22 protein-coding genes and 1 pseudogene are annotated in these 25,597 nt (G+C 66.3%); 8 read left to right on the top strand and 15 right to left on the bottom strand.

The genetic code is table 11. The features are described 5' to 3' along the window. From B1A78_RS10500 to B1A78_RS10475, 6 genes are all read right to left on the bottom strand, one after another. A partial coding sequence (locus tag B1A78_RS10500; protein ID WP_077146918.1) for a glutathione S-transferase family protein occupies positions 1 to 592 on the bottom strand: 592 nt, incomplete at its 3' end. Between the two features lie 28 nt (positions 593 to 620). Continuing rightward, positions 621 to 1,292, bottom strand: coding sequence for a glutathione S-transferase family protein (locus tag B1A78_RS10495; RefSeq protein ID WP_077146913.1), 672 nt, complete (start codon positions 1,290 to 1,292; stop codon positions 621 to 623). A 2-nt stretch (positions 1,293 to 1,294) separates the two neighbouring features. Next, complete coding sequence (locus tag B1A78_RS10490; protein ID WP_077146912.1) at positions 1,295 to 1,513, bottom strand: DUF4287 domain-containing protein; 219 nt, start codon at positions 1,511 to 1,513, stop codon at positions 1,295 to 1,297. After that, on the bottom strand, positions 1,510 to 1,926 hold the full coding sequence (locus B1A78_RS10485) for a DoxX family protein (protein ID WP_077146911.1): 417 nt from the start codon (positions 1,924 to 1,926) through the stop codon (positions 1,510 to 1,512). The genes B1A78_RS10490 and B1A78_RS10485 overlap by 4 nt, the downstream gene beginning before the upstream one ends. 24 nt (positions 1,927 to 1,950) lie before the next feature. Next, entirely contained in the window at positions 1,951 to 2,388 is a 438-nt protein-coding gene (locus tag B1A78_RS10480) for a VOC family protein (protein ID WP_077146910.1), read from the bottom strand. 31 nt (positions 2,389 to 2,419) lie between these two features. Next, positions 2,420 to 3,058, bottom strand: a complete 639-nt coding sequence (locus B1A78_RS10475; protein WP_077146909.1) for a TetR/AcrR family transcriptional regulator — start codon at positions 3,056 to 3,058, stop codon at positions 2,420 to 2,422. Between the two features lie 220 nt (positions 3,059 to 3,278). On the opposite strand from B1A78_RS10475, the gene B1A78_RS10470 reads away from it, so the two are divergent. Genes B1A78_RS10470 through B1A78_RS10460 form a run of 3 tightly spaced genes read left to right on the top strand, consistent with a single transcriptional unit; the run spans position 3,279 to position 6,900 of the window. Beyond that, positions 3,279 to 4,787 carry a YifB family Mg chelatase-like AAA ATPase gene (locus B1A78_RS10470; RefSeq protein WP_077146908.1) on the top strand — a complete coding sequence of 503 codons (1,509 nt, stop codon included), beginning with the start codon at positions 3,279 to 3,281 and terminating at the stop codon, positions 4,785 to 4,787. Next, positions 4,787 to 5,089, top strand: coding sequence for a DUF1905 domain-containing protein (locus B1A78_RS10465; protein ID WP_077146907.1), 303 nt, complete (start codon positions 4,787 to 4,789; stop codon positions 5,087 to 5,089). The genes B1A78_RS10470 and B1A78_RS10465 overlap by 1 nt, the downstream gene beginning before the upstream one ends. A 44-nt stretch (positions 5,090 to 5,133) precedes the next feature. Next, positions 5,134 to 6,900 (top strand): GGDEF domain-containing protein, encoded by a 1,767-nt coding sequence (locus B1A78_RS10460; protein ID WP_077146906.1) that lies wholly within the window; start codon positions 5,134 to 5,136, stop codon positions 6,898 to 6,900. 13 nt (positions 6,901 to 6,913) lie between these two features. On the opposite strand, the gene B1A78_RS10455 is transcribed toward B1A78_RS10460, so the two are convergent. Then, positions 6,914 to 7,315 (bottom strand): polymer-forming cytoskeletal protein, encoded by a 402-nt coding sequence (locus B1A78_RS10455; protein WP_144037769.1) that lies wholly within the window; start codon positions 7,313 to 7,315, stop codon positions 6,914 to 6,916. 1 nt (position 7,316) lies between these two features. After that, complete coding sequence (locus B1A78_RS10450; RefSeq protein ID WP_083734047.1) at positions 7,317 to 8,513, bottom strand: M23 family metallopeptidase; 1,197 nt, start codon at positions 8,511 to 8,513, stop codon at positions 7,317 to 7,319. A gap of 254 nt (positions 8,514 to 8,767) precedes the next feature. On the opposite strand from B1A78_RS10450, the gene B1A78_RS10445 reads away from it, so the two are divergent. Continuing rightward, positions 8,768 to 10,150 (top strand): isoprenylcysteine carboxylmethyltransferase family protein, encoded by a 1,383-nt coding sequence (locus B1A78_RS10445; RefSeq protein WP_077146917.1) that lies wholly within the window; start codon positions 8,768 to 8,770, stop codon positions 10,148 to 10,150. Positions 10,151 to 10,301: 151 nt separating this feature from the next. Here the strand turns inward: B1A78_RS10445 and B1A78_RS10440 are convergent, their stop codons facing one another. From B1A78_RS10440 to B1A78_RS10415, 6 genes are all read right to left on the bottom strand, one after another. Continuing rightward, a complete protein-coding gene (locus tag B1A78_RS10440) occupies positions 10,302 to 12,563 on the bottom strand; it encodes a TonB-dependent receptor (protein ID WP_077146903.1) in 2,262 nt (753 codons plus the stop codon). Positions 12,564 to 12,725: 162 nt separating this feature from the next. After that, a complete protein-coding gene (locus tag B1A78_RS10435) occupies positions 12,726 to 13,043 on the bottom strand; it encodes a hypothetical protein (RefSeq protein ID WP_144037768.1) in 318 nt (105 codons plus the stop codon). A 74-nt stretch (positions 13,044 to 13,117) separates the two neighbouring features. Further along, on the bottom strand, positions 13,118 to 14,491 hold the full coding sequence (locus tag B1A78_RS10430) for a glutamate--cysteine ligase (RefSeq protein WP_077146901.1): 1,374 nt from the start codon (positions 14,489 to 14,491) through the stop codon (positions 13,118 to 13,120). Between the two features lie 40 nt (positions 14,492 to 14,531). After that, the gene (locus B1A78_RS10425) at positions 14,532 to 16,889 is read right to left on the bottom strand and encodes a Calx-beta domain-containing protein (protein ID WP_077146900.1); all 2,358 of its coding nucleotides are present in this window, start codon (positions 16,887 to 16,889) and stop codon (positions 14,532 to 14,534) included. 2 nt (positions 16,890 to 16,891) lie between these two features. Next, positions 16,892 to 18,823, bottom strand: a complete 1,932-nt coding sequence (locus B1A78_RS10420; RefSeq protein WP_256837764.1) for a proprotein convertase P-domain-containing protein — start codon at positions 18,821 to 18,823, stop codon at positions 16,892 to 16,894. A gap of 156 nt (positions 18,824 to 18,979) precedes the next feature. Further along, positions 18,980 to 19,723, bottom strand: coding sequence for a 16S rRNA (uracil(1498)-N(3))-methyltransferase (locus B1A78_RS10415; protein WP_077146915.1), 744 nt, complete (start codon positions 19,721 to 19,723; stop codon positions 18,980 to 18,982). A 201-nt stretch (positions 19,724 to 19,924) separates the two neighbouring features. Between B1A78_RS10415 and B1A78_RS10410 the strand changes: the two genes are divergently transcribed. From B1A78_RS10410 to ubiA, 4 genes are all read left to right on the top strand, one after another. Next, positions 19,925 to 21,928, top strand: a complete 2,004-nt coding sequence (locus tag B1A78_RS10410) for a TadE/TadG family type IV pilus assembly protein (RefSeq protein ID WP_077146899.1) — start codon at positions 19,925 to 19,927, stop codon at positions 21,926 to 21,928. Continuing rightward, the gene (locus B1A78_RS10405; RefSeq protein ID WP_077146898.1) at positions 21,925 to 22,521 is read left to right on the top strand and encodes a TadE family protein; all 597 of its coding nucleotides are present in this window, start codon (positions 21,925 to 21,927) and stop codon (positions 22,519 to 22,521) included. Before B1A78_RS10410 ends, B1A78_RS10405 begins: the two co-directional genes overlap by 4 nt. Positions 22,522 to 22,565: 44 nt before the next feature. Further along, positions 22,566 to 23,201 carry a TadE/TadG family type IV pilus assembly protein gene (locus tag B1A78_RS10400; protein ID WP_256837760.1) on the top strand — a complete coding sequence of 212 codons (636 nt, stop codon included), beginning with the start codon at positions 22,566 to 22,568 and terminating at the stop codon, positions 23,199 to 23,201. Between the two features lie 70 nt (positions 23,202 to 23,271). Continuing rightward, entirely contained in the window at positions 23,272 to 24,207 is a 936-nt protein-coding gene (ubiA, locus tag B1A78_RS10395; RefSeq protein ID WP_077146897.1) for a 4-hydroxybenzoate octaprenyltransferase, read from the top strand. Between the two features lie 14 nt (positions 24,208 to 24,221). Here ubiA and B1A78_RS10390 read toward each other — a convergent pair. After that, a pseudogene (locus tag B1A78_RS10390) lies at positions 24,222 to 25,597 on the bottom strand (chromosome segregation protein); the annotation flags it as partial.

The following is a 25,597-nucleotide window of genomic DNA, read 5'->3' as shown; positions in this document are numbered from 1 at the left end:
AGCGGTCGAGATAGGCCTGCAGCCGCGGCTGCTCGGCGATCAGCCCCGCTTCGACCGCTTCGCGCAGCACCGTTGCCATCGCGATGTCGGCGACGGTGAATTCGCCGGTCAGATAGTCTTTGTCGCCGATCGCATCGTTCAGCCGGCCGAGCCGGCCCTGGATGAACTCGATCAGGCTCGGGCGGCGCAGCTTCGCCCATTCCTCGTCGGCCGAGAAAATATCGACATTGCCGAGTTCGAACAGCATCGGCTCGACGCTGTTATAGGCGGCGAACAGCCAGGCGAGCGTATTGGCGCGCGCCTGCGCGTCGCGCGGCATCAGCCGGGCGTCCTTCTCCGCAAGGTGGAGCAGGATCGCGCCGCTTTCGAACAGGCGGATGCCGCCGTCGTTGAGCACGGGGACCTGCCCCCATGGCTGGAACAGGAAATGGTCGGCGGGACGATTGACCGCGCTGATCAGATGCTCGGCATAATCGAGCCCGATTTCCTCGCACGCCCAGCGCGGGCGCAGGTCGCGGACGAAGCCGCGCGCGAAATCGGGCACCCAGTCGAAAGCGGTGACTTCCAGCTTGCTGTCGGGGTTCACGGGCATGGTGGTATCTCCTCGGTTGCGCGCGGGTTCAGGCGGGCAGCGCTTCGCCGACCGCGCAGTCGGCCAGATGCGCCGCCATCGCGCTTTGAAAGGCGGGCCGCGCCGTCCCGCGCGCGACATAGGCAGTCAGGTTTGCATGGGGCGCCAGCAGCGCCGGGCTGGCGTTGCGCAGCACGTCGATCATCACGATGTCGCCGATCGAAAAATCGGCTTCGAGCCAGTCGCGCTGTCCCAGCGCCTCCGACAATCGGGCCAGCCGCTGCTCGGCAAAGGGCTTCGCCGCGTCGATCGCTCCCGCCATCCAGTCGGTGCCCTGTCCCTTGACGGTCAACACGACCAAAGTCTGGATCATCGGCTCGACGCTGTTGAGCGCGGCGATCGTCCAGCTGATCGCGCGCCCGCGCGCCGCTGTATCGCGTGGCAACAGGCGCGCGTCGCCTTCGCCGATATGGATCAGGATCGACCCCGATTCGAAGAGGATCAGATCGTCTTCCTTATAGACCGGCACCTGCCCGAACGGCTGGTCGGCCAGATAGGCCGGTGCCTTGTCCTCGAAAATGCCGCCGATCAGCCGCGTGCGATACGCGCGGCCGATTTCGTCGAGCGCCCAGCGGATGCGGATGTCCTTGATGCGGCCGCAGGCGAAGTCGGGCACCGATCGATAGGCGGTGATTTCGGGGAGGGCAGGGGTCGGAGGCATGATCAGTCCCTTTTCCCTTTGATATAGGCGACGATCGACATCGCGTGGCCGTGGCCCAGTTCGAACTCGCCCTTCAGCCAGTCGACGACGGCCGTGGCCTTGACACCGGGAGCAAGCCCCTTGTCGTCGGCAAGGCCCTTGCCGATCGCGAGACTGCGCAGCTCTTCGGCCGATTTTCCGGTCTTGGCTTCGACATTGTCGAGATAGGCCTGGAAGCTCATGCCGCCGCTCCCTTCGAAAGCGGGATCAGCGCCCGCACGCGCGGGTCGCGCAGCCACAGCCCGCCCCACAGCATCACGCCCAGATAGACGCCGAACAGGCTGTGGCTGAACAAGGGGCTGTTGATGCGGACATGCGTCGCGATCGCGCCGCCGAGATAGCCGGTGATCAGGATCGCGCCGAGGATCGCCGTCGGCCGCCAGATGTGGAGGATCGTCGGAATCAGCAGCAGCGTGCCGAGCAGATACATGGTCGACACGTCGAGCGGCCAGCCGAGGCCCGGCGGGCTGTATTTGATCGCCGTTTCGGGCGAGGCCAGCTTCAGCCCGGCGTCGAAGAGGAGGAAGAGGATCACGAGGCCGCTGAGGACGCGGCCGGCGATCAATTGACCCTTGGTGGGGACTGCGTCGGTCATCTCTTCCTCCTCCCGAACCGCGTGTCAGGCCGTCGCTTCGGCGGGCATCTCGCCGCTCGCCGCGGCGGGGTCCATCCACATCACTTCCCAGATATGGCCGTCGGGATCCTCGAAGCTGCGGCCGTACATGAAGCCGCCATAGTCCTGCGTCGGGGTGGGGTCGGCCTTGCCGCCGGCGGCGGTCGCTTTGTCGACCTGCGCATCGACGGCGGCGCGGCTGTCGGCCGAGACGCAGAGCAGTACCTGCGCGGTCGTGTGCGCGTCGGGGATCGCCTTCGAGGTGAAGGTCGCCCATTTTTCATGCGTCAGCAGCATGACGTGGATCGACCCTTCGGCCACCACCATGCACGCGGCGGTCTCGTCGGTGAAGGCCGGGTTGTTGACCGCGCCGACCGCCTCGTAAAAGGCCTTCGACTTGTCGAGGTCGGTCACGGGCAGATTGATGAAGATCATCTGGGACATTTGGGGGCACTCCTCTCTTCGAAAAACGGGATCAGGCGTCGCCGAACAGCATCCGGACATAACGCTTCAAATGGGTGACGGTGCCGCGGGCAATCGCCGGATCGTTCGTCGTTTTCGCCAGGACGAAGGCGCCCTGCAGCACCGACTGCACATGCTGCGCCAGACCGAGTGCGGTGACATCTTCGGGCGCGCCATGAACATCGATCGCCGCCTGGATGTCGGGGGCGAGCGCCTGGCAATAGGCGTTGATGCTCGCCTCGCATGCGGCGCGGATGCGGTCGCTCGTCGCATAGGCTTCCTGCACCATCGTGCCGACGAAGCAGGTATAATCCTCGGTCGGGCCGTCGAGCATCGACAGCCGGAAATCGATATGGCCGAGCAATCGGTCGAGCGGGTCGTCGAGCTTGGTGTGCGGCGCCAGCTCGAACATCGGCCGCGCGCGCTCGGTCCAGCCCTCGGCGGCGGCGACGCCGAGTGCCTCTTTCGATGCGAAATGGTGGAAGAAGGCCCCCTTTGTCACCCCCGCGACCGCGCAGATCTCATCGACACTCGTCGCGGCATAGCCCTGCTTGCGCACCGTGCTGTGCGCCGCGGCGATCAGCGCCGCGCGCGCACTGCCGCGCGGTGCGCGGCGCGCTGCGGCGGTTCCCGCACTGCTCGCACCAGTCATCGCGGCGACGGACGTGGATCGGGGAGGGGGCTGAGTCGGGTTCATGCGACTCGACATACCGACCAGTTGGTATGTTGTCAAATCTCGCCCCGAAGCGGGCACCCGATGTCACGCTGCGCGGCACTTTCGCCAACTTCCAAAAAGACTCGCCTTCGCTGGGCTTTGCCCTAAAAGGCGATGAGAACAAAGCGGGCACATCGTCCGTTTCGGGGGGATTGCCATGGTCGCGATCGTGTCCACCGTCGCCTATCTCGGCCTCGAAGCGCGCGGGGTTGAGGTGCAGTGCCAGATCTCGCCGGGCCTGCCGCGCTTCGTCGTCGTCGGCCTTCCCGACAAGGCGGTCGGCGAAAGCCGCGAACGCGTCCGCGCCGCGATCGCCGCGATCGGCCTTTCGCTCCCGCCCAAGGTGATCACGGTCAATCTCTCGCCCGCCGACCTGCCCAAGGAAGGCTCGCACTACGACCTGCCGATCGCGCTCGCGCTGCTCGGCGCGATGGGGGTGATCGATGCCGAAACGCTCGCCTCTTATGTCGTCGTCGGCGAACTCGGCCTCGACGGCCGCGTCGCCGCCTCGCCCGGCGTGCTGCTCGCCGCGCTCCATGCGGGCAGCGAGGACCGCGGGCTGATCTGTCCGGTGGCGCAGGGACCCGAAGCGGCATGGGCGGGCAATGTCGAGGTGCTCGCGGCGCCCGACCTGCTCTCGCTCCTCAACCATTTCCGGGGCAATGCGTTGCTCGCCCCGCCGCGCCCCGGCGAGGTCGAGGAACCGCGCCGCATGGCCGACCTCGCGCAGGTAAAGGGGCAGGAGGTCGCCAAGCGCGCGCTCGAAATCGCCGCGGCGGGCGGTCACAATCTCTTGATGGTCGGACCGCCGGGCGCGGGCAAGTCGCTGATGGCGGCGTGCCTGCCCGGCATCCTCCCCGACCTCGATCCCGGCGAAGCGCTCGAAGTGTCGATGATCGCCTCGGTCGCGGGCGGGCTCGAAGGTGGCCGCCTTGTCCGTGCGCGTCCGTTTCGCAGCCCGCATCACAGCGCCTCGATGCCCGCGCTCGTCGGCGGCGGCCTGCGGGTACGTCCCGGCGAGGTCAGCCTCGCGCATCTCGGCGTGCTTTTCCTCGACGAGCTGCCCGAATTCCAGCGCACCGTGCTCGACTCGCTGCGCCAGCCGCTCGAGACCGGCGAGGTCAGCGTCGCACGCGCCAATGCCCATGTCACCTTCCCCGCGCGGGTGCAGATGGTCGCGGCGATGAACCCGTGCCGCTGCGGCCATCTCGACGATCCGGCGCTCGCGTGCAGCCGCGCGCCGCGCTGCGCCGCCGACTATCAGGCGAAGGTATCGGGCCCGCTGCTCGACCGCATCGACCTGCATGTCGAGGTGCAGGCCGTGAGCGCCGCCGACCTTGTCCTGCCGCCGCCGTCCGAAGGCAGCGCGGAAGTCGCCGCGCGTGTTGCGGCGGCGCGCGGCGTGCAGACGCGGCGCTACGCCGACCACAAGGCGCGCACCAATGCCGAGATCGACGGCGAGCTGCTCGAAAGCGTCGCCAGCCCCGACGAGCCCGGCCGCAAACTGCTCGCACAGGCGGCCGAGGCGATGCGGCTCTCGGCGCGCGGCTACACCCGCATCCTGCGCGTCGCCCGGACGATCGCCGACCTGTCGGGCGCCGAGACCATCGGCCGCATCCACCTCGCCGAGGCCCTGAGCTATCGCCGGCAGGCGCCGCGCAGCTGATGGCCGATATCCGTTTCGAGGCCGAGATCATCGAGTGGCGCGGGCCCGCGCCCTATCTGTTTGCGGTCATTCCCGAACGCCAGGTCGCCGACATCCGCTATGCCGCGCTGTCCGAAAGCTATGGATGGGGCGTGGTGCCGGTGGTTGCACGGCTCGGCTCGACCGAGTTCGCGACCTCGCTCTTCCCGCGCGGCGGCACCTATCTGCTGCCGATCAAGGTCGCGGTCCAACGGGCCGAGGCGGTGGGGCTGGGCGACCGGGTTCGCGTCGCGATGCGCGTCGGTCGGCCGGACCGACGCTGACCTATGGTAAAGATTTTCGAACCTATTGGTGCCATAGCGGGGCCATGACAGGGGCAGGCAGGACTTTGATGAAGCTGTACGGCAGGCTGGCGCTAGCGCTGCTCCTGCTCGCGGCTGTCGTCGCGCCGACACCGGCAAGCGCCGAGGCCCTGACCGTTGGTCACGGCCTCTGCAACGCGGCCAGCCCGCTCGGCACGCCCGACACCGATCTGCGGGCGCAGCGTTTTTCCTGCGGCGATGTTTCGGCCGGCTATCACCGTGCCAGCCTTTGGCTGCAGACCGATCCCGCGCATATCCGCCTTTCGCGTGGCGACCTTGTGCTCATGGTCCATCAAAGCCGGTTCGACCGCCTCGCGGTCGCTTTTACCTACGCCGACGGGGTGACGCGTTGGCAGCAGGTGCGGCAGGGTGATTATGGATCCAACTGGCGCGCCGGGGGTCAGATCGCGTTCGAGGCGCCCGAGCGCGGCGTGCCGCTGGCATCGGTGACGATGCGTTTCGACCGGCTCGCGAGCATCGGCCTGATGCGTGCGCGCCTGTTGCCGAAGGCCGACGCCGTCGTTCAGTCGACCGGCATGGCGGTCGCGGTCGGTGCGGCGCTGACCTTGTTGCTCGTTAGCGGCATCTACAGCCTGTCGCTCGCGGTTGCGGTGCGCCGCCAATATCTTGCGTGGCAGGCGGCCTGGTCGGCGACGATGCTGCTCTGGGGCTTCATCTGGTCGCAGGCGCATCTCGGGCTGTTCCCCGGCCTTGCCGGCACGGTGTCGGCGCAGCTCGCGACCTTTCTCGCCTGCCTGGCCATCGCGATTGCGACGTTCAGCGCGGTGCTCGCGGTGGCTCGCGGACTCGTCTCGGCGCGGCTTCGCGGTGTCGCGTTGGCGCTCGGCACGATCGTCGGGATCGTCGGCATCCCGCTCGCCATCATCCGGAGCGAGAGCCTGGCGCAATGGGGCAATCTGCTCGGACTCGTGGTCGTCGCCGACCTGATCGCGGTCGCCGCCTATCTCGGCTGGGCATGGCGCCGCGGCTCGGTCGAGGCGCGCGACTTCCTGGCCGCGTGGTGCCTGCCGATGGCGGTGCTCGCTTTCATCCATATCGTCGATGTCGACGACAGCGTCTGGGGCGGCGGGTCGAAGCTCCTCGTGCTCGCGGCGGCGACCTGGCAGGCGCTGTGGCTGTCGGCGTCGGCGACGCGGCGGCTCGCGCAATTGCGGGTCGAACGCGACCGCGCGCGGGCTTCGGAAGCGCTGGCGCAGCAACTGGCGCGGCGCGATCCGCTCACCGGCCTGCCAAACCGGCGCGGTTTCGTCGAGAGCGTGACGCCCCTGCTCGAGCGCGCGCGCGCCGACGCGCTGCCCGCGGCGCTGCTCCTCGTCGATATCGACCGCTTCAAGTCGATCAACGACGTTCATGGCCATGACGCGGGCGATGCGGTGCTGTGCGCGGTCGGGCGACGGATCGAGCGCTGGGAAGGGCCGATGTGTACCGTCGCGCGGCTCGGCGGCGAGGAGTTCGGCCTGCTCGTCGTGGGAATGGACGGCATCATATTGAGCCGCTTCGCCGAAAGCGTGCGGCTGGGCATCGCCGCCTGCGACCATAAAGAAGCGATCGGCGACCGGTCGGTCACCGCGAGCGTCGGGGTCGCAGAGGTGCGACCCGCGACCGACTTCCAGCAGCTGTACCGGCTGGCCGACGAAGCGCTTTACGATGCCAAGCGCGGTGGGCGCGACTGCGTCGTCGTTCAGCGCCGGACCGGCGCGGAGCAGTCCCTCGACGACGTGTCGAACCGCGAAGCCGCGCTGTCGCGCTGACTTCGCGTGCGCGTCAGATACCGAGCGACGCCGACTTGTTCTCGACGACTTCGAGCGGCGGCGGCGCCTTGGCGGCGGCCGCGCCGTGGCGGCGATGGCTCAGCTTGCCGTCAACCTTGCCGCCATTCTCGATCGTGATCGTTTCATAGACGACATCGCCGGTGATCCGTGCGGTGGCGTGGACGATCAGCGTCTTGGCCTCGATCGAACCATCGACCAGCCCCGCGATCTTCGCGGTTTCGGCGACGACGGCGCCCTTGATCTCGCTCGCCTCGCCCTGGACGAGGTTGGCGCATTTCAGGTCGCCGTCGATCTTGCCATCGACGTGCAGGTCGACGCTGGCCGAAACATTGCCGGTGACGACCACGTCCGATCCGAGGATCGAGAAGGTCGTATGACGGGCGCCGGTTGCCATCTTAGCGGGCACCGCGGGCGACGGAGCCGACTCGCTGTCGGGCGTCGGCTTTGACTTCGAGAACATCGGCTTTGGCCTCCAGGAAGCGGCGCGGATTGACCGCCACGCCGTTCAAACGAACTTCAAAATGCAGGTGGCTGCCCGTCGAGCGGCCGGTCGAACCCATTTTTGCGATCTGTTCCCCCGCCGCGACCTGCTTGCCCACCGTAGCGGTGAAGCCCGACAAGTGCGCATAGCGGGTTAAGATACCCTGACCATGGTCGACCTCGACGACATTGCCGTAACCCGACTTCTGCCCGACGAACACGACCTTGCCCGGCGCGGCGGCGAGGATCGGGGTGCCTATGGGGCCGCGGAAGTCGAGCCCGGCGTGCATCGCGCCGCCGCCGGTGAAGGGGTCGCTGCGATAGCCGAAGCCCGACGACATCATCAGCACATTGGCGGGGTTGCCCGAGGGCACGGCGACGAGGGTGCGTTCGAGCACTTCCATGCGGAACAGCGCGCCCTCGAGCGCGGCGAACGACGGGCCAAGCGTCTTGGCTTTGCCCATCTTGCCGCGATAGGGGATGAAGGGGCCACCGCGACCGGCCGCGGCATTGCGGACGAGCGCGGCGGGGTTGAGCCCGAGCGCGGCGACCGCGGTTTCGGCCTTGGCGGCGCGATCGTTGACCGCGGTGAGCAGCTTGCCGGCAAAGGCTTCCTGGCGCGCTTCGAGCTGCGCCAGCGCCTGCGCCTCGGGGGGCAGGCTGGGGTCGATCGCGCTGGTCTTGAGCGGTTCGGCCGCGCCGGTCGCGGCTTCGGTGCCGACCTCTTCGGTTACCGCCGACGGATCGACGCCGAAGCTTTCCTTCGACCATTCGTCGAGCTGGTCCTGGCGTTCGGCAAGGTCGGCAGCGGTTTCGGCGACGCTGTCGCGATATTTGGCGATACGCGCTTCGGCGGCGGCGGCCTCGGCCTGTTGCTGCGTGACCGCGGCGCGTTCGTCGGCGGTGAGCAGCTGGTTGACCAGGATGGCGAGCGTGATGCCCGCCCAGGCGAGCAGCACCGCGCCCGCGATCAGGGCGACGCGTTTTTGCCAAGTGGCGCTGATTCGGAGGAAACGCACCTGACCGTGCGTGCGAACGAAGATTTCATGGTCTTGAAACAACGCGTTAAAGCGCTGCCGCCAATGGCGGAGACCCGTGGATTTCGATGACAAGTGGCGACCCCATCTTGTTATTTTGTGGAGCCCTCCGCCCCGAATGACGCGCGCCTTATCAGGAGTCCTTTCGACTCGCGAATCCTCCACGAGCGACTCGCGCCGAGTCGAAAGGGGGATGCGGTGAACGGTGTCAAACACTGTCAACGATGCCATTTTGGCAGGATTCCAGACCGAATCGCACGGTAATATTGACGGCTTGCTTACCATTTTCGGTTAGGTCCGGTGCCGTGACCGATATGCCCAATATGACCATGCCGACGGGCGCCGAACCCGCATCACAAGCCGTTGAAAAACCGGGCGTAAGGCCACGCTCGGCGGTCAGTGCCGGGGTCGGCATCGTCGGCCTGATCGGGCTGATGTCCTACCTCCTCATCGCGCGCTACACGCCCGAGATCGCGGCCTTCCTCGGTATCGACTGGGGCAATCGCGGGCCGATGAGCGGGCCCAATTCGGCGATCGCCAGCGTGCTCGCTTGCGCCATCCCGATGGTGCTGTGGTCGGTGTTCGTCGACAAGGTTCACCGCAATCCGTCGACCGGCATCGACTGGGCGCAGCGGCGGCCGTGGCGCGAGACGGTCGACATCAGCCTGACCAAGCTCGCCGGGCTATGGGCGACCTGGGGACTGATCGCGCTGACCTATGCGACGATGCGCTATTATTGGGAGGGGCAGTATGAGTTCTCGATGGAGCTTCTCGAGCGCGTTGCGCCGTGGCTGCTGTTGATCTCGGTACCCTATATGCTGTGGCTCGACCGCCGGTTGATCGAGCCGCGCGACGGTTGTTACCAGTTCGGACGCTGGCTCGTCGCGCCGGGCCAGCCGATCGATGGCCGCGCGATCGGGCATCATTTCCGCGCCTGGGGGGTGAAGGGTTTTTTCACCGCCTTCATGCTGTCGATCGTGCCGGGCAATTTCTCGAGCCTCGTCACCGTCGATATGGGCAAGGTGCTCGCCAATCCGTACATGACCGGCCTGTGGGCGATCAACCTGCTGTATCTCGTCGACGTCCATATCGCGACGGTCGGCTATATCCTGACCGCGCGGCCGCTTGATTCGCATATCCGCACCGCCAACCCCTATGGCATGGCGTGGGTCGCGGCGCTGATCTGTTACCCGCCCTTCATCCTGATGAACGGCGGCCCGCTCGATTACCAGATCAATGGCTCCGACTGGGGTTACTGGCTCGAGGGTCATGACAATATCATGATCGCTTGGGGCGTGGTGCTCGTCGGGCTGACTGCGATCTACAGCTGGGCGACGATGGCGTTCGGCATCCGCTTTTCGAACCTGACGCATCGCGGCGTGCTGACCCATGGGCCGTATAAATATACGCGCCACCCGGCCTATCTTTCGAAGAACCTCAGCTGGTGGGTGGGTTCGCTGCCCTTCCTCGTCACCGATGGCGGCTGGACCGAGGGACTGCGCAACGTCGTGCTGCTCGGGCTCGTCAGCAGCGTCTATTATTGGCGCGCCAAGACCGAGGAAAAGCACCTGCTCGGCGATCCGGCCTATCAGGCCTATTGGAACTGGGCGCAGGACAATGCGCCGATCCCGCGCTTCTTTGCGAAGCTGTCGGGGCGCAAGCGCCCGCTGATCCGGCTCGAGCCCGACGACCGGATCGGGCCGGTGGCCTAAAAAATCCTCCCCGTGGCGTAGCCATGGAGAGGGGGACCGTCGCCGAAGGCGGTGGTAGAGGGGCGGCAGCGGCGCGCCATCGCCCCTCCGTCAAGCCGCTACGCGGCTGCCACCTCCCCATGCCCTTCGGGCACAGGGAGGATCGAGCTTCTTAGAACTTCACGCCCGCTTCGACGCCCCAGATGCGGGGTTCGTTGACGTAGCTGGTGAGGTTGTTGAAATCGATGCCGCCGGTCGCCGACTTGTCGCCGGTGATGTTGCGGACAAAGCCAGCGACGTCGAAGCGATCGGTCTTGTAGCCGACTCGCAGGCCGCCCTCGAGCATCTTGTCGTCCGAGAATTCGACCGACTGATACAGGAAGAACTGCACCTTCGAGCGGTAGTACCAGTCGGTGAAGGCATAGATGGCGCCGTCGCCGACCGGGAATTCATAGCCCGCAGTCCAGTTTGCGGTCCACTTCGGCGACTGCGGCAACTGGTTGCCGTCGATCGAGAAGATGCCCGGGCTGCCCGGACGGACCGGGTCGAGCACGGTGCACGGCGTCGCCGAGCCGCAGCCCGCGACAAAGGCGTTGGCATCGTCGATCTCTGCGACGTTCCAGGCGCCGCCGATCGAGAAGGTCAGCCCGGTGGCCGGCGCCGCCTGCAGTTCGGCCTCGATCCCGTGACCTTTGGCATCGACGTTGAGCAGGCTCGCGACGTTTGCGGTGCCGCCGACCGCGGTGAGCTGCAGATCTTTGGTGTCGAAATAATAGCCGGTCAGGTTGAAGCGGACGCGGTTGTCGAGGAAGTTGGTCTTGATCCCGGCTTCATAGGACATCGTCTCTTCCTGATCCGCGGTCGAGATGACGCGCGAGAAGGTCAGGCGGCCCTGCACCGACGGCGCGCGATAGCCGCGCGCGACGCGGGCATAGACGGTGACATCGTCCGACGCTTCATAGGTCGCGCTCGCGTCCCAGGTCAGGAGCTTGCCCTTGACGGTGGCGGCTTGTGGCGGAACCGGGGTGTTCGGATTGACGACGAAGATCGGGCGCGTCTCGATCGGACGCGACGCGACGAAATCGCGCGTGTCATGGTTGTAGCGCGCGCCGGCCTGCAGCTTCAGGCCGTTGTCGAACGCGTAGTTGACCGAGCCGAAGATGCCATAGGCTTCGCTGTCCTGACGCTGCACCGCGATCGCCGACGGGGTGGCGTCGGTGGGGCCGCCGAACTCGAAGCTCGAGATGTCGAGCTTTTCGTCGAAGTAGAAGGCGCCGAACTGATAGCCGAGGCCGGTCGAATTGTTCGACGCGATGCGGATTTCCTGCGTGAACTGGTCGAGGCTCGGCACATTGTCCTGGCTCTGCGCCTGGAAGGGGATGAGCCCCGGACCCGATACCGGCAGGAACACTGCGCCGAAACCGCCGTCGATATCGCCGCGGCTGCGGAAATTGCCGTTCCAATAGGAGGTGATCGAATAGAGCGTCACCGGCCCGAAATCATATTCGAGGTTCAGCCCGGCATTATAGGTGTTGAGCTTCTGGAAGTTCAGCCCATCCTGATAGACCTTGTCGCGCTCGAACTCGGTGCCGGCGCCGCCGAGGCCGACGAGCTTGTTGCTGCCGGGAAGCTGCGTGTTGGCGCGGAAGATGATCGCCGAGCCGTCATAGACGCGGACCTGACCGATCACGCGGCCGGTGAAGGGGCCGTTTTCATATTGCAGCTGAAGGCGCGCGGCGATGTCGTCATAGCCGCCGAGGTCCTTCTTTTGGGTGGTGGCGACATTGTCGACCCAGTCGTCGCGGTGCTGGAACAGGCCCGAGAGGCGGACCGAGAAGCCGCTGTCGTCGGCGGCGCCCGCCGCGACCTCGACCTGGCTGGTGCCGTAACGGCCATAGCTGACACGCGCATAGCCGCCGGTCTTGCCGGGCTTGACGGTGTCGAACTTGACGATGCCGGCGGGAGTGTTGCGGCCGAACAGCGTGCCCTGCGGTCCGCGCAGTACCTCGACGCGGTCGAGGTCGAAGATCGGGAAGCCCTTGAGGATCGGGTTTTCGAGGACGACGTCGTCATAGACCACGCTGACCGGCTGCGAGGCGTTGAGGTCGAAGTCGGTGTTGCCGAGGCCGCGGATGTAAAAGCGCGGGAAGGTGCGGCCGAACGAGCTTTCGATGTTCAGGCTGGGGACGCGGCCCGCCAACGCGCGGACGTCCGACCCCGTCGAGGTGATCGCGCCGAGCGTGTCGCCCGACAGGACCGACACGGCAACCGGCACGTCCTGCAGGCTTTCCTCGCGGCGCTGCGCAGTAACGACGATATCGCCGAGGCCGCTGTCTTCGGCAACGGGGGCGGTGTCCTGCGCGGCGGCGGGGGCGGTGAAGCCGGCGGCGGCGAGAACGAAGGCTATAGCGGTAGCGGAAGGAAAGTGGCGCATGGCGAGCTTCCTGAAAAAGAGAATGAAGGGGAGAGACGGTGGAAAAATCCGGTCCCGTCGTTGGCGCCGGTTGCCCGCGCGGTCAATCGCTCGCGGTCGCGCCGCGGACGTTCGTGTCAGCAGTGTTGCGCAATTGCTGCAGTTTGTGACAGTGCGGCGCCGTCAGGGCGCGGCGACGCCATCCGCGGCGGCGGCTTCGGCGGCGCGCTTCGCCTGGAGCTCGGCATGCGCATCGGCGATGATACGCCAGGCGTGATCGCAGCGGCGCTGGTCGGCGCGCAGTTTGCTGGCGCACACTTCGTCGAGGCGCGCGAGGACGCGTTTTCGCTGCTCGGCGCGGTCGGGCACGAACAGCCCCGCGGCGGCATAATAGTTGGCCGAGAAATTGGAGCCGATATCGGCCGCCGAATTGACCGTCTGTGCCGATGCGGCCGTCGGCAGCAGGGCGATCGCGAGCAGGCTGGCTTTGAAACAGGACATCATCGACTCCCTGAAAGGGCGGAAGTCGATGATATCATGAATATCCGGCTGCGCAATATGCGCAGGCGGCGTCGCTAGAAGCTGAGTTCGTCGTAGATTTTCGACAGGTCGTGGTTCCACGGTCCCTCGTACCGGTCGAGCAGGTCGTGTGCGGGCGATTTGCCGCTCTTGGCGATACGGCGCAGCGGTTCGAGGAAGCCGACCTCGTTGTCGCCCATCGAATTGACCTCGCCGCGCGCGGCGAGGCCCGATGCCGCGATGTCGAGCACGCGGTGCGCGAGCTCGCCGACGGTGCCGCCGCCGGGCGCGGGGGCGTCGAGGCCTTCGTTCGGCACCGCATCGCGCAGCGCCTGCTGCTCCTCGATGCTCCAGCCCTTGACGAGATCCCAGGCGGCGTCGAGCGCGCCCTGGTCATAGAGCAGGCCGACCCACAGCGCCGGCAGCGCACAGATGCGGTTCCACGGGCCGCCGTCGGCGCCGCGCATTTCGAGGAAGCTCTTGAGCCGCACCTCGGGGAAGGCGGTCGAGAGATGGTCGTTCCAGTCGGAAAGGCGCGGTAGCTCGCCGGGGAGGACCGAGAGTTTGCCCTTCATGAAGTCGCGGAAGCTGAGGCCCGCGGCGTCGATATATTGGCCGTCACGGAAGACGAAATACATCGGCACGTCGAGCATATAGTCGACGTAGCGATCGTAGCCGAAGCCGTCCTCGAACACGAAGGGTAGCATGCCGGTGCGCGCGGGGTCGGTGTCGGTCCAGATATGGCTGCGGTACGACATATAGCCGTTGGGCTTGCCCTCGGTGAAGGGCGAGCTGGCGAAGAGCGCGGTGGCGAGCGGTTGCAGTGCGAGGCTCACGCGGAACTTCTGTACCATGTCGGCCTCGGACGAATAGTCGAGGTTCGTTTGGATCGTGCAGGTGCGCAGCATCATGTCGAGCCCCATGCTGCCTACGCGCGGCATATGGTCGAGCATGATCTTGTAGCGCCCCTTGGGCATGATCGGCAGCTCGGCGCGGGTCTTGTCGGGCCACATGCCGACCCCGAGGAAGCCGAGACCGAGCTCGGCGCCGACTTCCTTGACCTGCTTGAGGTGCCGGCCGGTTTCGGCGCAGGTCTGGTGAAGATTTTCGAGCGGCGCGCCCGAGAGTTCAAGCTGGCCCGCGGGCTCGAGGCTGACAGTGCCGTCGCTGCCCGCGAGCGCGATCACCTTGCCGCCCTCGATCACCGGCTCCCAGCCGAAGCGGGTGAGCGCCATCAGCAGGTCGTGGATGCCGCCGGGCTCGTCATAGCTCGGCGCGCGATGGTCGGCGGTGCGATAGACGAATTTCTCGTGCTCGGTGCCGATGCGCCAGCGATCCTTGGGCTTTTCACCCTTGATCATGGGGGCCGCGAGCTGGTCGCGGTTTTCGACGATGGGATCGTTGCTGTCCGAGGCGGTGCGCGTGCTCATGTCGCGCAATTAGACTGTTCGGTACAGAATGCAATCGGCGCTATTCGACCATCGCCCTGAGGTTGATCGTGAAGCTCGATCCGGGTGCCATGCTGCCCTTTGGGTTGATGCGGATATGCGTGACATTGGTATCGACGCCGTTGGCATCGGCGACCGGGGTGTAGGTGTAGCTGGCGCCATTGTTGTTCGAAAAGCTGACGTCGTCGCTTGTGCTGGCGAGGCCGGCGAAGCTGTAGGTCAGGCTGCTCGATCCGGCTGCGAAGTTCAGCGGCCCAGGGCCGGGCGCGTAAGTGCCGACGAATAGCGCAAGATTCGTGGGCAAGGCGTCGGTGACGATCACGCTGTTGCTGCTCGCCTGCGTGCCCGACGGCGCGGTGACGGTCAGGCTGTAGGTCGCGAAGCCGCCGGGGATCAGCTTGGGATTGGTCATGCCGTTCTGCGGGTCGCTATAGGCCACCGAGGTCTTGGTGATCGTCAGCGGCAGGACATAGGTGTTGGTGTAGGTGCAAGTGGTCGCGGTCGTGCTGCCCTGGATCGTCAGCGTGCGCCCGGTCGCGCCGCTCGCGAGCGGGCTGCCGCCGGTGCATTCGACGCTGGCATTGTAGAGCGCGGCGACCGCGCCGCCGCCATAGGTCTCGGCGGGCAGGGTGACGACGTCGCCGGCGCGGACGTTGACATAGCTGCCGGTGGTGGCGGTCGGCGCGGTCGAGGCGAAGCTGGGGTTGGCGGTGCCGCCACTGGTGGTGGCGCTTGCAGTGTGTCCGCTCGTTGCTCCGCTCCAAGCCTTGGCGAGCCGCAGTTGCTGCGCGATGCGGCTGTTGGTGAAGGTGCAGACGATCGCGGTGTCGGCGGGATTCACTATGAGCACGGCGCCCGCGAGCGCGGTGGCGTTGCCGGTGCAGGCGAGCGCCTGTGTATAGTTGGAGCCGTCGCCCGAGGTGAAACTCTCGGCAAGCGTCGCGGCTTCGGCGGCGTAGACGGTGACGGCGGCGTTGGTGTCGGTCTCGTTCGCGCTGTTCGCGACCGAGGCGAGGCTGGCGTTGTTGACGAGGCCGGTGGTTGCGACGGTCACCGCGTTGGTGGTCAAAGCATTGACCCAGGTCTTGCGCACCACGAGCGTCGCCGATTTGCGCGCATTGGTCCAGGTGCAGGTGAGCGAGGTGCCGCTGGGCATGGTGACGGTGCGGCTGAGTCCGCTACCCGAGGTCGTCACGACGGCGTTGTCGCTGTTGCGGCGGCATTCGAGGCTGCTGTTGTAGTTGGCGGCTGCGCCGGTCGTGAAGGCCTCGGTCAAGGTCAGCGTCGATCCCGCCACCGCGATTGCGGTGGCGTTGGTCGTGGTGCCGCCAACGGTCGAGCTGCCCGCCGTGGGGACGAGCCCGCCGCTGATCGACAGGCTGACCGCGTCGTTCGCGATGCCGTTCGTCCACGCCTTGGTCAGCACCACCGGCGAGTCATTGTCGGTGATGGTATAGGTCGCGGCGGTGATCGGGGTGCCGCCGCAACTCGACGTGCTCGACACGGTGTAGCCGGTGCCGCTGTTGAGTGCGATCTGGATCGTCTCGCTGCTCTCGACCGCAGTATCGTCGATGATCGTGATGCCGAGCGGCACCGTCGTGTTCTGGTAGGTCCCGGCCGGGATGGTGACGGTGAAGCTCGCGCCGCCGCCGGGAGTCGTATAGTCGGTGCCGCGCGTCGCGGTGCCGCCGGTGATGCTGACGTTGACGGTGCGCGCCGAGAAGAGCGTGCCGCTGATCCGCAGTGCGGGGATGTTCGCCGATGGGATCGATTCGACCCCCGAACCGGTCGCCGCCGACAGCTCGATAAAGGGGTTGAGGCTGATGCGGATGTCGTCGAGGAAATTGCCGTAGCTGCCGGCGTCGGTTGTGATGAACTGGACGCGCTGGACCCCCGAGGCGCCGGTGTAGGTGGTGGTGCCGGTGTTGACGTTCCACACCTGGTTCGCGGTGGTCGAAGATTGCGTCGCAAGCAGTTGGAGCTGGGTGCCGCTGCTGTTCGCGATCTGAAAACGCGCGGTCTGCGTTGCGGGGCCGCCGGTGCGCGCGCGGTGCGCGAAGGTCCAGCCGATCGACTCGCCATTGACCATGCAGATATTCTGGTAGAGCGCGCCGGGAACATTGGCGTTCATTTCGGCGAACACCGCACCGTCATAGGCGGGGACGCCGTTAAATCCCGAATCCCATAGTTCGACCTCGCCCGAGACCGAGTTCCAGCCAAGCACCTCGCCGTTCGAATAGATTTCGTAATTGGCGGCGCCGGGCCCCTGCGGGTCGTTCGATTCGAACGAGGGGTTGACGATGACGCGCTGCGCCTGCGCGGTGCCGGTGAACGCGAGCGATGCGGCGAGCAGGGCCGGGAGGAGGCGCATCCGGGCCATGGTCAGTTGACCGTCACGGTGAAGGCGATCGCCATCGTCGAGGCCGGCGCCAGCGTCGCGGTGGTGGCCGACACGGTGGTGCCCGCGAAAGATGCGCCATGGGGGTCGCTCTCGTCGGCGCCGGTGGCATTGTCGTCCTCGACCGTCGTCGCGCCGGCGCAGCTGGTGCCGCTGCGCAGCGAGGCGGGGGTGTAGATCATCGTCGCGGGAATCGCGTCGTTGATCGCGATACTCGTCGCGGTGGCGCTGCCATTGTTGGTGACGAGCAAGCAATATCGCATTACCGCGCCCGGGATCGCCTTGGGATTGGTGGTGCCGTTGATCGGGTCGCTGACGACGCTGCTCGTCTTGGCAAAGGCGAGGTTGGTCGTCGGGCGGCAGAAGCTGATGTCGTGGATCGCGATTGCCTGTTGTCCCGGATCGGTCGGTGCGGCGCTGTGGTTGCCGTAGTTGATGACGATCGTGTCGACCGGCGACGCAAAGGTGACGACGACATTGCCATTGGCGCTGGTATCGGCGGCGGTGACGTCGCCATAGGCGCTGTTGCCGATGACATAGTTGCTGACCCCGTTGGTCAGCGTCGGCATCACGGTCGCGCCGTTATAGCTGCCGGTCACGGTCACCCGGTCGGCGAACTGGTTGGCATTATAGTCGATGTCGAACAGCCGGAATTGTGCGCCGGGGACCGCGGTGGGCAAAGTGATCGTGCTGGTGACGCTGCCCGACTGGCTGGTCATGTCGACCAGTTCGAAGATCGAATATTGCGCGGGCGAAAAGCCGCCGGTGACGACATTCTGGCGCGTCGGCGACTGACCGCCGTATGTGGCGTTGTTGAGGAAACTGCCGCCGCTGATCGCGATGTTGAAATTCATCGTGCCGATATTGGCGAGCGCGTAGCTGCCGCTGGTCGTGCCTGCCGACCAGGCGATGCTGTCCCAGTCATGGACCGTGACGCCCGCGGGGCAGATCAACGTCGGCGGCGTGCCGGCGGTGCGGCTGCCCGCTACAGTGAAGCTGGCGCTGGCATAATCATCCTCGCTGGTCACGCCGTTGTTCGGGGTCGAATCGCTGTCGACGACCGAGGAGGCCGTGATCTCGGCGCTGTTGACGATCGTCGCCCCTGATGTGGCATTTACCGTGCCGGTGATCGTCAGCGTGCGTGTCGTGCCCGGCGGAATGCTGCCGACGGTCCAGGCGCCGGTTCCGCTGTTATAGCTGCCGAAGCCCGACGCGCTGGCGAAAATGAAGCCCGCCGGCAAATCGTCCTGTACCGTCACGCCCGTGGCGGTCTGCGGCGAACCGCTCGCATTGGTGACGCCCAATATATAGCTGATCGTGGCGCCATTGGCGGGCGACGCGTTGCTGACGTTCTTGGTCAGCGACAGGTCGGCGTAATTGGCGGGCAGGCTGGTGATATAGAGGTCGGCGCGCGTGAAGCTGCCATTGTCGGCCTGCGGATATTGGTCGCAGATTTCGAGCCGCCAGGTGCCTTGCGCATTCTGGCCGTTGAACGCCGAGAGCACGGCATTGGGAGCGAACTGGTTCTGGTAGGGCGGGGCGCTGGTCGAATGATTGGCGGTGTTGCCGTCGGTGTTGACTGTGCTCGCCGCAGCATCGTCGAGCCGGACGTTGAAATTGTCGCCCGAAATATTGGCGGTATCGCCGTCGACGAGCTGGACGCGCGTACCCGCGGGCGATTGCAGCGTGATCCTGATGTCGCCGCGCCAGCTGTGCGTCGCGAGCACGCCGAGGTCGACGTCGCCGACGAGATAGCTTGTCGACACGGTGAAATTGCGGACGAGCGGGCTGGTGCAGGTCGTGCCGTTGTTGATGTTGCCGCTGGTCGTGTTGCTGTAAGTCGTCGTGGTCTGTGCCCCGGCGGGCAGCGCGACGAGCGCGAACGCGAGCAGCACGAGCGCCGTCAGCGCCCGCACATAAAGCGGTTGCCGGGCCCCACCCCGGCAATTTCGGCCCTGGTCCTGCCGTTGCATGGCGTCGCTATGGGACGCTTGTGGCTAACATCGAGTTAAGGATCGGGAATTTCGGCCGTACTTGTGTCGGATGGGGACAGAAAATGCGGCGAGGAACGATCAGCTGTGCCAATCGCCATGCTGCGCCATCCACAATGCGGTGGCGGCGATGGCGGCGGTTTCGGCGCGCAGGATGCGCGGGCCGAGCGCCATGCGCTTTACTGCGGGGCTGGCGAGGAGCAGTTCGCGCTCGCGCGTGGTGAAGCCGCCCTCGGGACCGGTCAGGATCGCGGCGGGCGCGGGGGCGTCCAACTCGGGCATCGGTACCCCGCCTTCCTCGTCGGCGAAGAGCAGGGCGCGGTCCTGCGGCCAGGTCTTGAGCAGCGCGGGCAGTTTGACCGGCTCGGCGAGTTCGGGGAGCACGGTGCGCCCGCATTGTTCGCACGCCTCGACGATCTGCGCGAGGATGCGTTCCTCCTTCACGCGCTCGACGATCGTGCGTTCGGTGATCACCGGTTGCAGCCGCGCGACGCCGAGTTCGGTCGCCTTTTCGATAATCCAGTCGAGCCGGGCCTTCTTCACCGGGGCGAAGCAGAGCCAGAGATCGGGCACTGCCTCGAGCGGGCGAGTCTGCCGTTCGATGGTGACAGTCAGCGTCCGCTTGGCGGCATCGCCGACGATGCCGAGCCATTCGCCGCTCCGGTTGTCGCAGAGCAGCAGCGGGTCGCCGACCTTGGTGCGCATCACATGGAGCAGATAATGCGCCGACGCGCCGTCGATGACGGTGGACGTCCCGGTTTCGAGCGGGTCTTCGACGAACAGGCGCGGGGTGCTGGCGGGCGGCCAGGCGGGGATAGCAGGCATGATGAAGCGATAGCAGGCCGCGAAAATTTGCACACCCTGCAGCGTGAAGCGACGAATCTGTCTCCTTATGGGTCAGAATCGCACGCCGATGCGAGGGTCCGCAAGCGGCGGTTAGCCATTTGGTAAGCAGTCCCGCCCTAGGTGCAGGATACCAGCCACGCATCTGTTGGGGCGGCGTGCCTGCGAAGAGGGGTTGTGACCATGCGAGGGACCTTGATCCGCGACATCTGGTGCGGCGTCCGCAAACTGCTGCGTGACCAGCGCGGCAACGCGATGATGTTGACCGCGGCGGCTGTCGTGCCCCTCATCGGCATCGTCGGTTCGGCCGTCGACATCGGCCGCGCCTATATGGCCGAACTACGCCTGCAGCAGGCGTGCGACGCCGGGGTGCTCGCGGGCCGCCGCGCGATGAGCGGGGGAACCTACACCACCTACGCCAAGGGCGAAGCGACCAAGATGTTCAACTTCAACTACCCGAGCGGGCAGTATGAGAGCACGAACGTCACCTTCAACTCGGTCGCTCAGGGTACGTCGACCGTGAACGGGACCGCGACCGCCCGGCTTCCCACCGCGCTGATGCAGGTTTTCGGCTTCCACCGCTTCAACATCTCGGTCGCCTGCAGCGCGAAGCTCGAAATTTCGAACGCCGATGTGATGCTCGTCCTCGACGTCACGGGGTCGATGGCGACGACCAATTCGGGCGACTCGGTGAACCGGATCACCGCGCTCAAGAGCGCTACCATGTCCTTCTTCGACACGCTGACGACGGCGGAGGTCGGCGATGGCCGACTGCGCTTCGGCGTGGTGCCGTACAGCTCGACCGCCAATGTCGGTTCGATCCTTTACGCCAAGAACCCGTCATGGCTGTCGGCATCGCTGGTCGATTATCCGTCACGTACCCCGCTCTATCGCACCGAATGGGGCACGGGGACGACGACCACCGGCACGCCGACGAACGGGACCGCGAGCGCCGCGTCGGGAAGCAGCTGGTCAAGCTGGACGAACCAGTCGAGCAGCATCACCCAAACGAACTGCAAGACGCCGACGCAACCCGCGGGATCGACCCCGGCCAAGTCGGGCAGCGCGACATCAAGCCAGACGGGTCAATATGTCGATGGCAGCGGCAACCGCGTGACGACCAATCAGTCGACCCAGGCCTATACCTATCAATCCTATGAATATCGCTGGTCGAGCAATCGCTGCCAGCGGCGCGAGCGCACCTATACCTATGACGAGACGACGCCGTCGACGACGACGCAGCCGCCGGTGCAGGTGTTCGACGACAAATACAGCTATGGCAGCCGCAATTTCGACGTGACCAACGCCAAGACCGGCGGGACCGTCACCTATAACACCGGCGATGGCGGCGCCAACCGCAGCTATAGCTGGGGCGGCTGCGTGATGGAGCGCAAGACCACCGCCTTCGCCGCCAACGCGACCGCTCCGTCGGCCGCGTTCGACATGGATGTCGATTCGGCGCCGACCAGCGACGACGACACCAAATGGAAGCTGCTCATCCCCGAACTCGCCTTTCCGCGGGCGGCGGGACCGGGTAACACCCCGTCCAACACCAATGTGACCGGTTCGGTGACCGTCAACAGCAGCAGCATTTCGGCCGAGACCGGAACCAACGGCAATTACCAGAATTTCTCGCGCTACTGGTCGAACGGCTGGGGCGTGTGCCCGGCGGCTGCGATGAAGCTGACGACGCAGACTGCGGCCAACCGCTCGACCTTCAACACCTATATCAACTCGTTGCAGCCGGTTGGCGGTACCTATCATGACTCGGGCATGGTGTGGGGCATCCGTCTGCTTTCGGCTGACGGCATGTTTGCCGACGAAAATTCGACCGCGCCCAACGGTCGCCCGATCGCGCGGCATATCATCTTCATGACCGACGGCGACATGTCGGCGAACATGGGGAATCTGAGTTTCCAAGGCTATGAATGGATCTCGAAGCGTGTCGGCGGCACCGACGACGCGACGTTGACCGCGCGCCACAACAATCGCTTCCTGCAATTGTGCGAAAAAGCGAAGGCGAAGAACATCACCATATGGGTGGTCAGCTTCGGCCTTGCGCTCAATACGCAGATGACCACCTGCGCGACGGCAGACAAGGCCTATTCGGCGGCCAATGCGACGCAGCTCAACCAGAATTTCCAGTCGATCGCACGTCAGATTTCGAAACTGAGGTTGTCGCAATGATCCATCGTCTCACCGCTCTCCGCCGCCTTCGGCGCGACAATCGCGGCACCGCGATTACCGAATTCGCGCTGATGGCGCCGCTGTTCCTGCTCATCCTCATGGGGATCTTCGATTACTCCTGGCAGATGTATGGGAAACAGGTTCTGGCGGGCGCGGTCGCCAAGGCGGCGCGCGCCGCTACGCTCGAGTCGGCGGCCGGCAGCCAGACCACGCTCGACGCTGCGGTGCGCAAACAGGTCAAGCTGGTGTTCAAGGATGCCAATGTGACCTTCGACCGCAAATCCTACGACAGCTATGACGAGATCGGCGACCCCGAAAACTACACCGACAGCAACAAGAACGGCCGCTACGACAAGGGCGAATGTTTTCAGGACGTCAACGGCAATGGCAGCTGGGACAGCGACCGCGGCAAGACCGGCAACGGCGGTGCCGAGGACGTCGTCGTCTATACCGCGAGCATGAAGATCACCCGCGTCCTGCCCGTGTGGCGGATGCTGGGGCAGCCCCAGGAATCGACGATCCATTCGAGCACGGTGCTGCGCAACCAGCCCTATGCCGCCGCGACCGCAACCAGCACGGTGATTTGCACATGATGCGCCCTCTTATCCGCCGCCCGATCATCGCCGCCCGCAGGCGCGTGGCGCGACTTGCGCGCGACAGCCGCGCGGCCGTGATCGTCGAAATGGCGTTCACGATCCCATTCATGATCCTGATCGGCTTTGCGGGGCTCGAGATCGCCAATCTGACGCTCGCAAACACGCGGATCAGCCAGATTTCGCTGAGCGCCGCGGACAATGCGTCGCGTATCGCCTTCGGCAACAACCTGTCGCTGCCGCGCGTGCGCGAACTCGACATCAACTCGGTGTTCACCGGCGTCGAGGAGCAGGCGGGCGGGCTGAATTTCAAGCAGAACGGCCGGATCATCCTGTCGAGCCTAGAGCGCAACACCAGCGGCGGGCAGTGGATTCACTGGCAGCGCTGCTATGGCGACCTTGTCGCGCCGTCGAGTTATGGCGTGCAGGGTAATGGCGCGACAGGGACATCTTTTGCCGGCATGGGGCCGGCTGGGCGCAAGGTGACGGCGGCGACCGGCACCGCGGTGATGTTCGTCGAAGTCACCTATCGCTACCAGCCCATGCTCTACGGCAAATGGCTCGGCGCAAAAACAATCCGCTCGACCGCGGCGTTCAACATCCGCGAGGCGCGTGACCTTCAAGGGCCGCAGAATGGTGACGGCGTCTATCAGGTGGGAACCAAGTCGAGCTGCACCTGAGGCGCTGCCTCTCGCCGCCGACCGATAATCGTTTATCGCGGGCGCCGCGGCTGCTATCGCGCGGGCGCCGATGACCGCCGCCCCGCCCCCCGCCGCTCCGCCCGACAGCCAGCTTCGCGGCTTCGTCGCGCTGCTTCCCGCCATGGCGCGGCCCTATGCACTGCTTGCGCGCTTCGACCGGCCGATCGGTTGGTGGCTGCTCTATTGGCCCTGCACCTTCGGCCTCGCGCTCGCGGGCGGAGCGTCGAGCCACTGGCCGCTGTTCCTTTGGATGCTGCTCGGCGCGATCGTCATGCGCGGCGCGGGCTGCGTCTATAACGACATCATCGACCGCGACCTCGACCGGCAGGTCACGCGCACTGCTTCGCGCCCGATCGCGAGCGGTGCGGTGTCGCGGCGGGGTGCCTGGGCCTGGACGATCCTGCTGTCGCTCATCGGGCTGCTCGTGTTGCTGCAACTGCCGCTGCGCGCGCAGCTGATCGCGCTGCTCAGCCTGGCGCTGGTCGCGGCCTATCCGTTCATGAAGCGCATCACCTGGTGGCCGCAGGCATGGCTAGGCCTGGTGTTCAGCTGGGGCGCGCTCGTCGGCTGGGCCGCCGTCGGCTGGGCCGCCGTCGGCCCGCCGCCCACCAATGCGCTGCCTCTGCTCTATGCGGGCTGCATCGCTTGGGTGATCGGCTACGACACCATTTATGCGCTGCAGGATATCGAGGACGATGCGCTGGTCGGGGTAAAGTCGAGCGCGCGCGCGATGGGCCGGCATGTGAAGACCGGCGTCGCGCTCTGTTACGGCGTTGCGCTTGCGGGCTGGGCGGGGGCGCTGTGGAGCGTGCGGCCCGACCCGCTGGTGTTCGTCGCGCTGGTGCCCGCCGCGCTGCACCTTGCCGGGCAGGTGGTGACGCTCGATCCCGACGACGGCGCCGACGCGCTCGCGAAGTTCCGCAGCAACCGCTTCGCGGGGCTGCTGGTGTTCGCGGCGATGCTGGTGGTGGGCAACGCCCCCTAAATCGGCGGGCGCGCCTATTCGGCGGCGAGCAGTTCCTCGGCGCCGCCGAGGTCGACCGAAACGAGGCGGCTGACGCCCCGTTCGACCATCGTCACGCCATAGAGGCGGTGCATGCGCGCCATCGTCACCGCATTGTGCGACACGATCAGGTAGCGTGTGTTGGTCTCGCGCGTCATGCGGTCGAGCAGATCGCAGAAACGCTCGATATTGGCGTCGTCGAGCGGCGCGTCGACCTCGTCGAGAACGCAGATCGGCGCCGGATTGGTGAGGAAGAGGCCGAAGATCAGCGCGACGGCTGTGAGCGCCTGTTCGCCGCCCGAGAGCAGGGTGAGCGTGCCGAGCCGCTTGCCGGGGGGCTGCGCCATGATCTCAAGGCCCGCTTCGAGCGGATCGTCCGAATCGACGAGCTCGAGATGCGCCTGGCCGCCGTTGAACAGCGTCGTGAAGAGCCGTTGGAAATGTCCGTTGACGGTCTCGAACGCCGCGAGCAGGCGGACCCGGCCCTCGCGATTGAGGTTCCCGATCGACCCGCGCAGGCGGTTCACCGCCTGCGTCAGTTCCTCGATTTCGGCGGCGCTTTTTTCGCGTTCGGTGTCGAGTTCGGCGAGTTCGTCGGCGGCGACGAGGTTGACCGGGCCGAGGCGTTCGCGGTCGGCGATCAGCCGGTCGTGCTGCGCCGATTCGGCATTGGCGTCGCCGACGCTCGCGCTTTCGAAGCCGGCCTTTTGCGGCAGCAGCGGCGGCGGGCATTCGAAGCGCTCGCCCGACAGGCGGCCCATTTCGATGCGGCGGAGCTCGGCATTTTCGGAGCGCGCGGTCGCCCCGGCGCGCGTCTCGCGCGCGGTGGCGAGGGTTTCGCGGATCAAGCCGAGGGCGGCCTCGGCCTCACGCAGCGCTGCCTCGGCGGCGCGCTCCTGCGCTTCGGCGGCGGCGACTTGTTCGCGCAGGCTGGCCTGTCTTGTTTCGGCTTCGGCGCGCTGCACGGCGAGCTTTTCGGGGAGGTCGGCGAGCTTTTCGGCCTCTGCGGCGAGCGCTTCGGCGCGCTTGTCCATCTCGGTAACGCGGCGCGCGGCCTCGCCGGCGCGCGCCTTCCAGCTCTTGATCTCGGCGGCGACCACCGCTTGGCGTTCGCTGAGCGCAGCGAAGGCGCGCTCGTGCGCGGCCTGTGCATCGCGCGCCGACGCCGCGTCGCTGCGCGCGCGGTCGGCGGTGGCCTCCTGCGCGTCGAGCGCGGCGCGCGCGATGCTGTCGTCGGGCAGCACCGCGAGCGCGGCTTCGCGGTCGGTGAGTTCCTTATGGGCTTCGGCGGTCGCGGCGGCGAGTTCGGCGCGGCGGCGGTCGAACAGGCTCGCGGCATCCTTGTGGCGGTCGAGTGCGGCCTGCGCTTGAT

The organism is Sphingopyxis sp. KK2, from assembly GCF_001990265.1.
Classification (GTDB): Bacteria; Pseudomonadota; Alphaproteobacteria; order Sphingomonadales; family Sphingomonadaceae; genus Sphingopyxis.
This window is presented reverse-complemented; position numbering and strand designations above follow the sequence as displayed.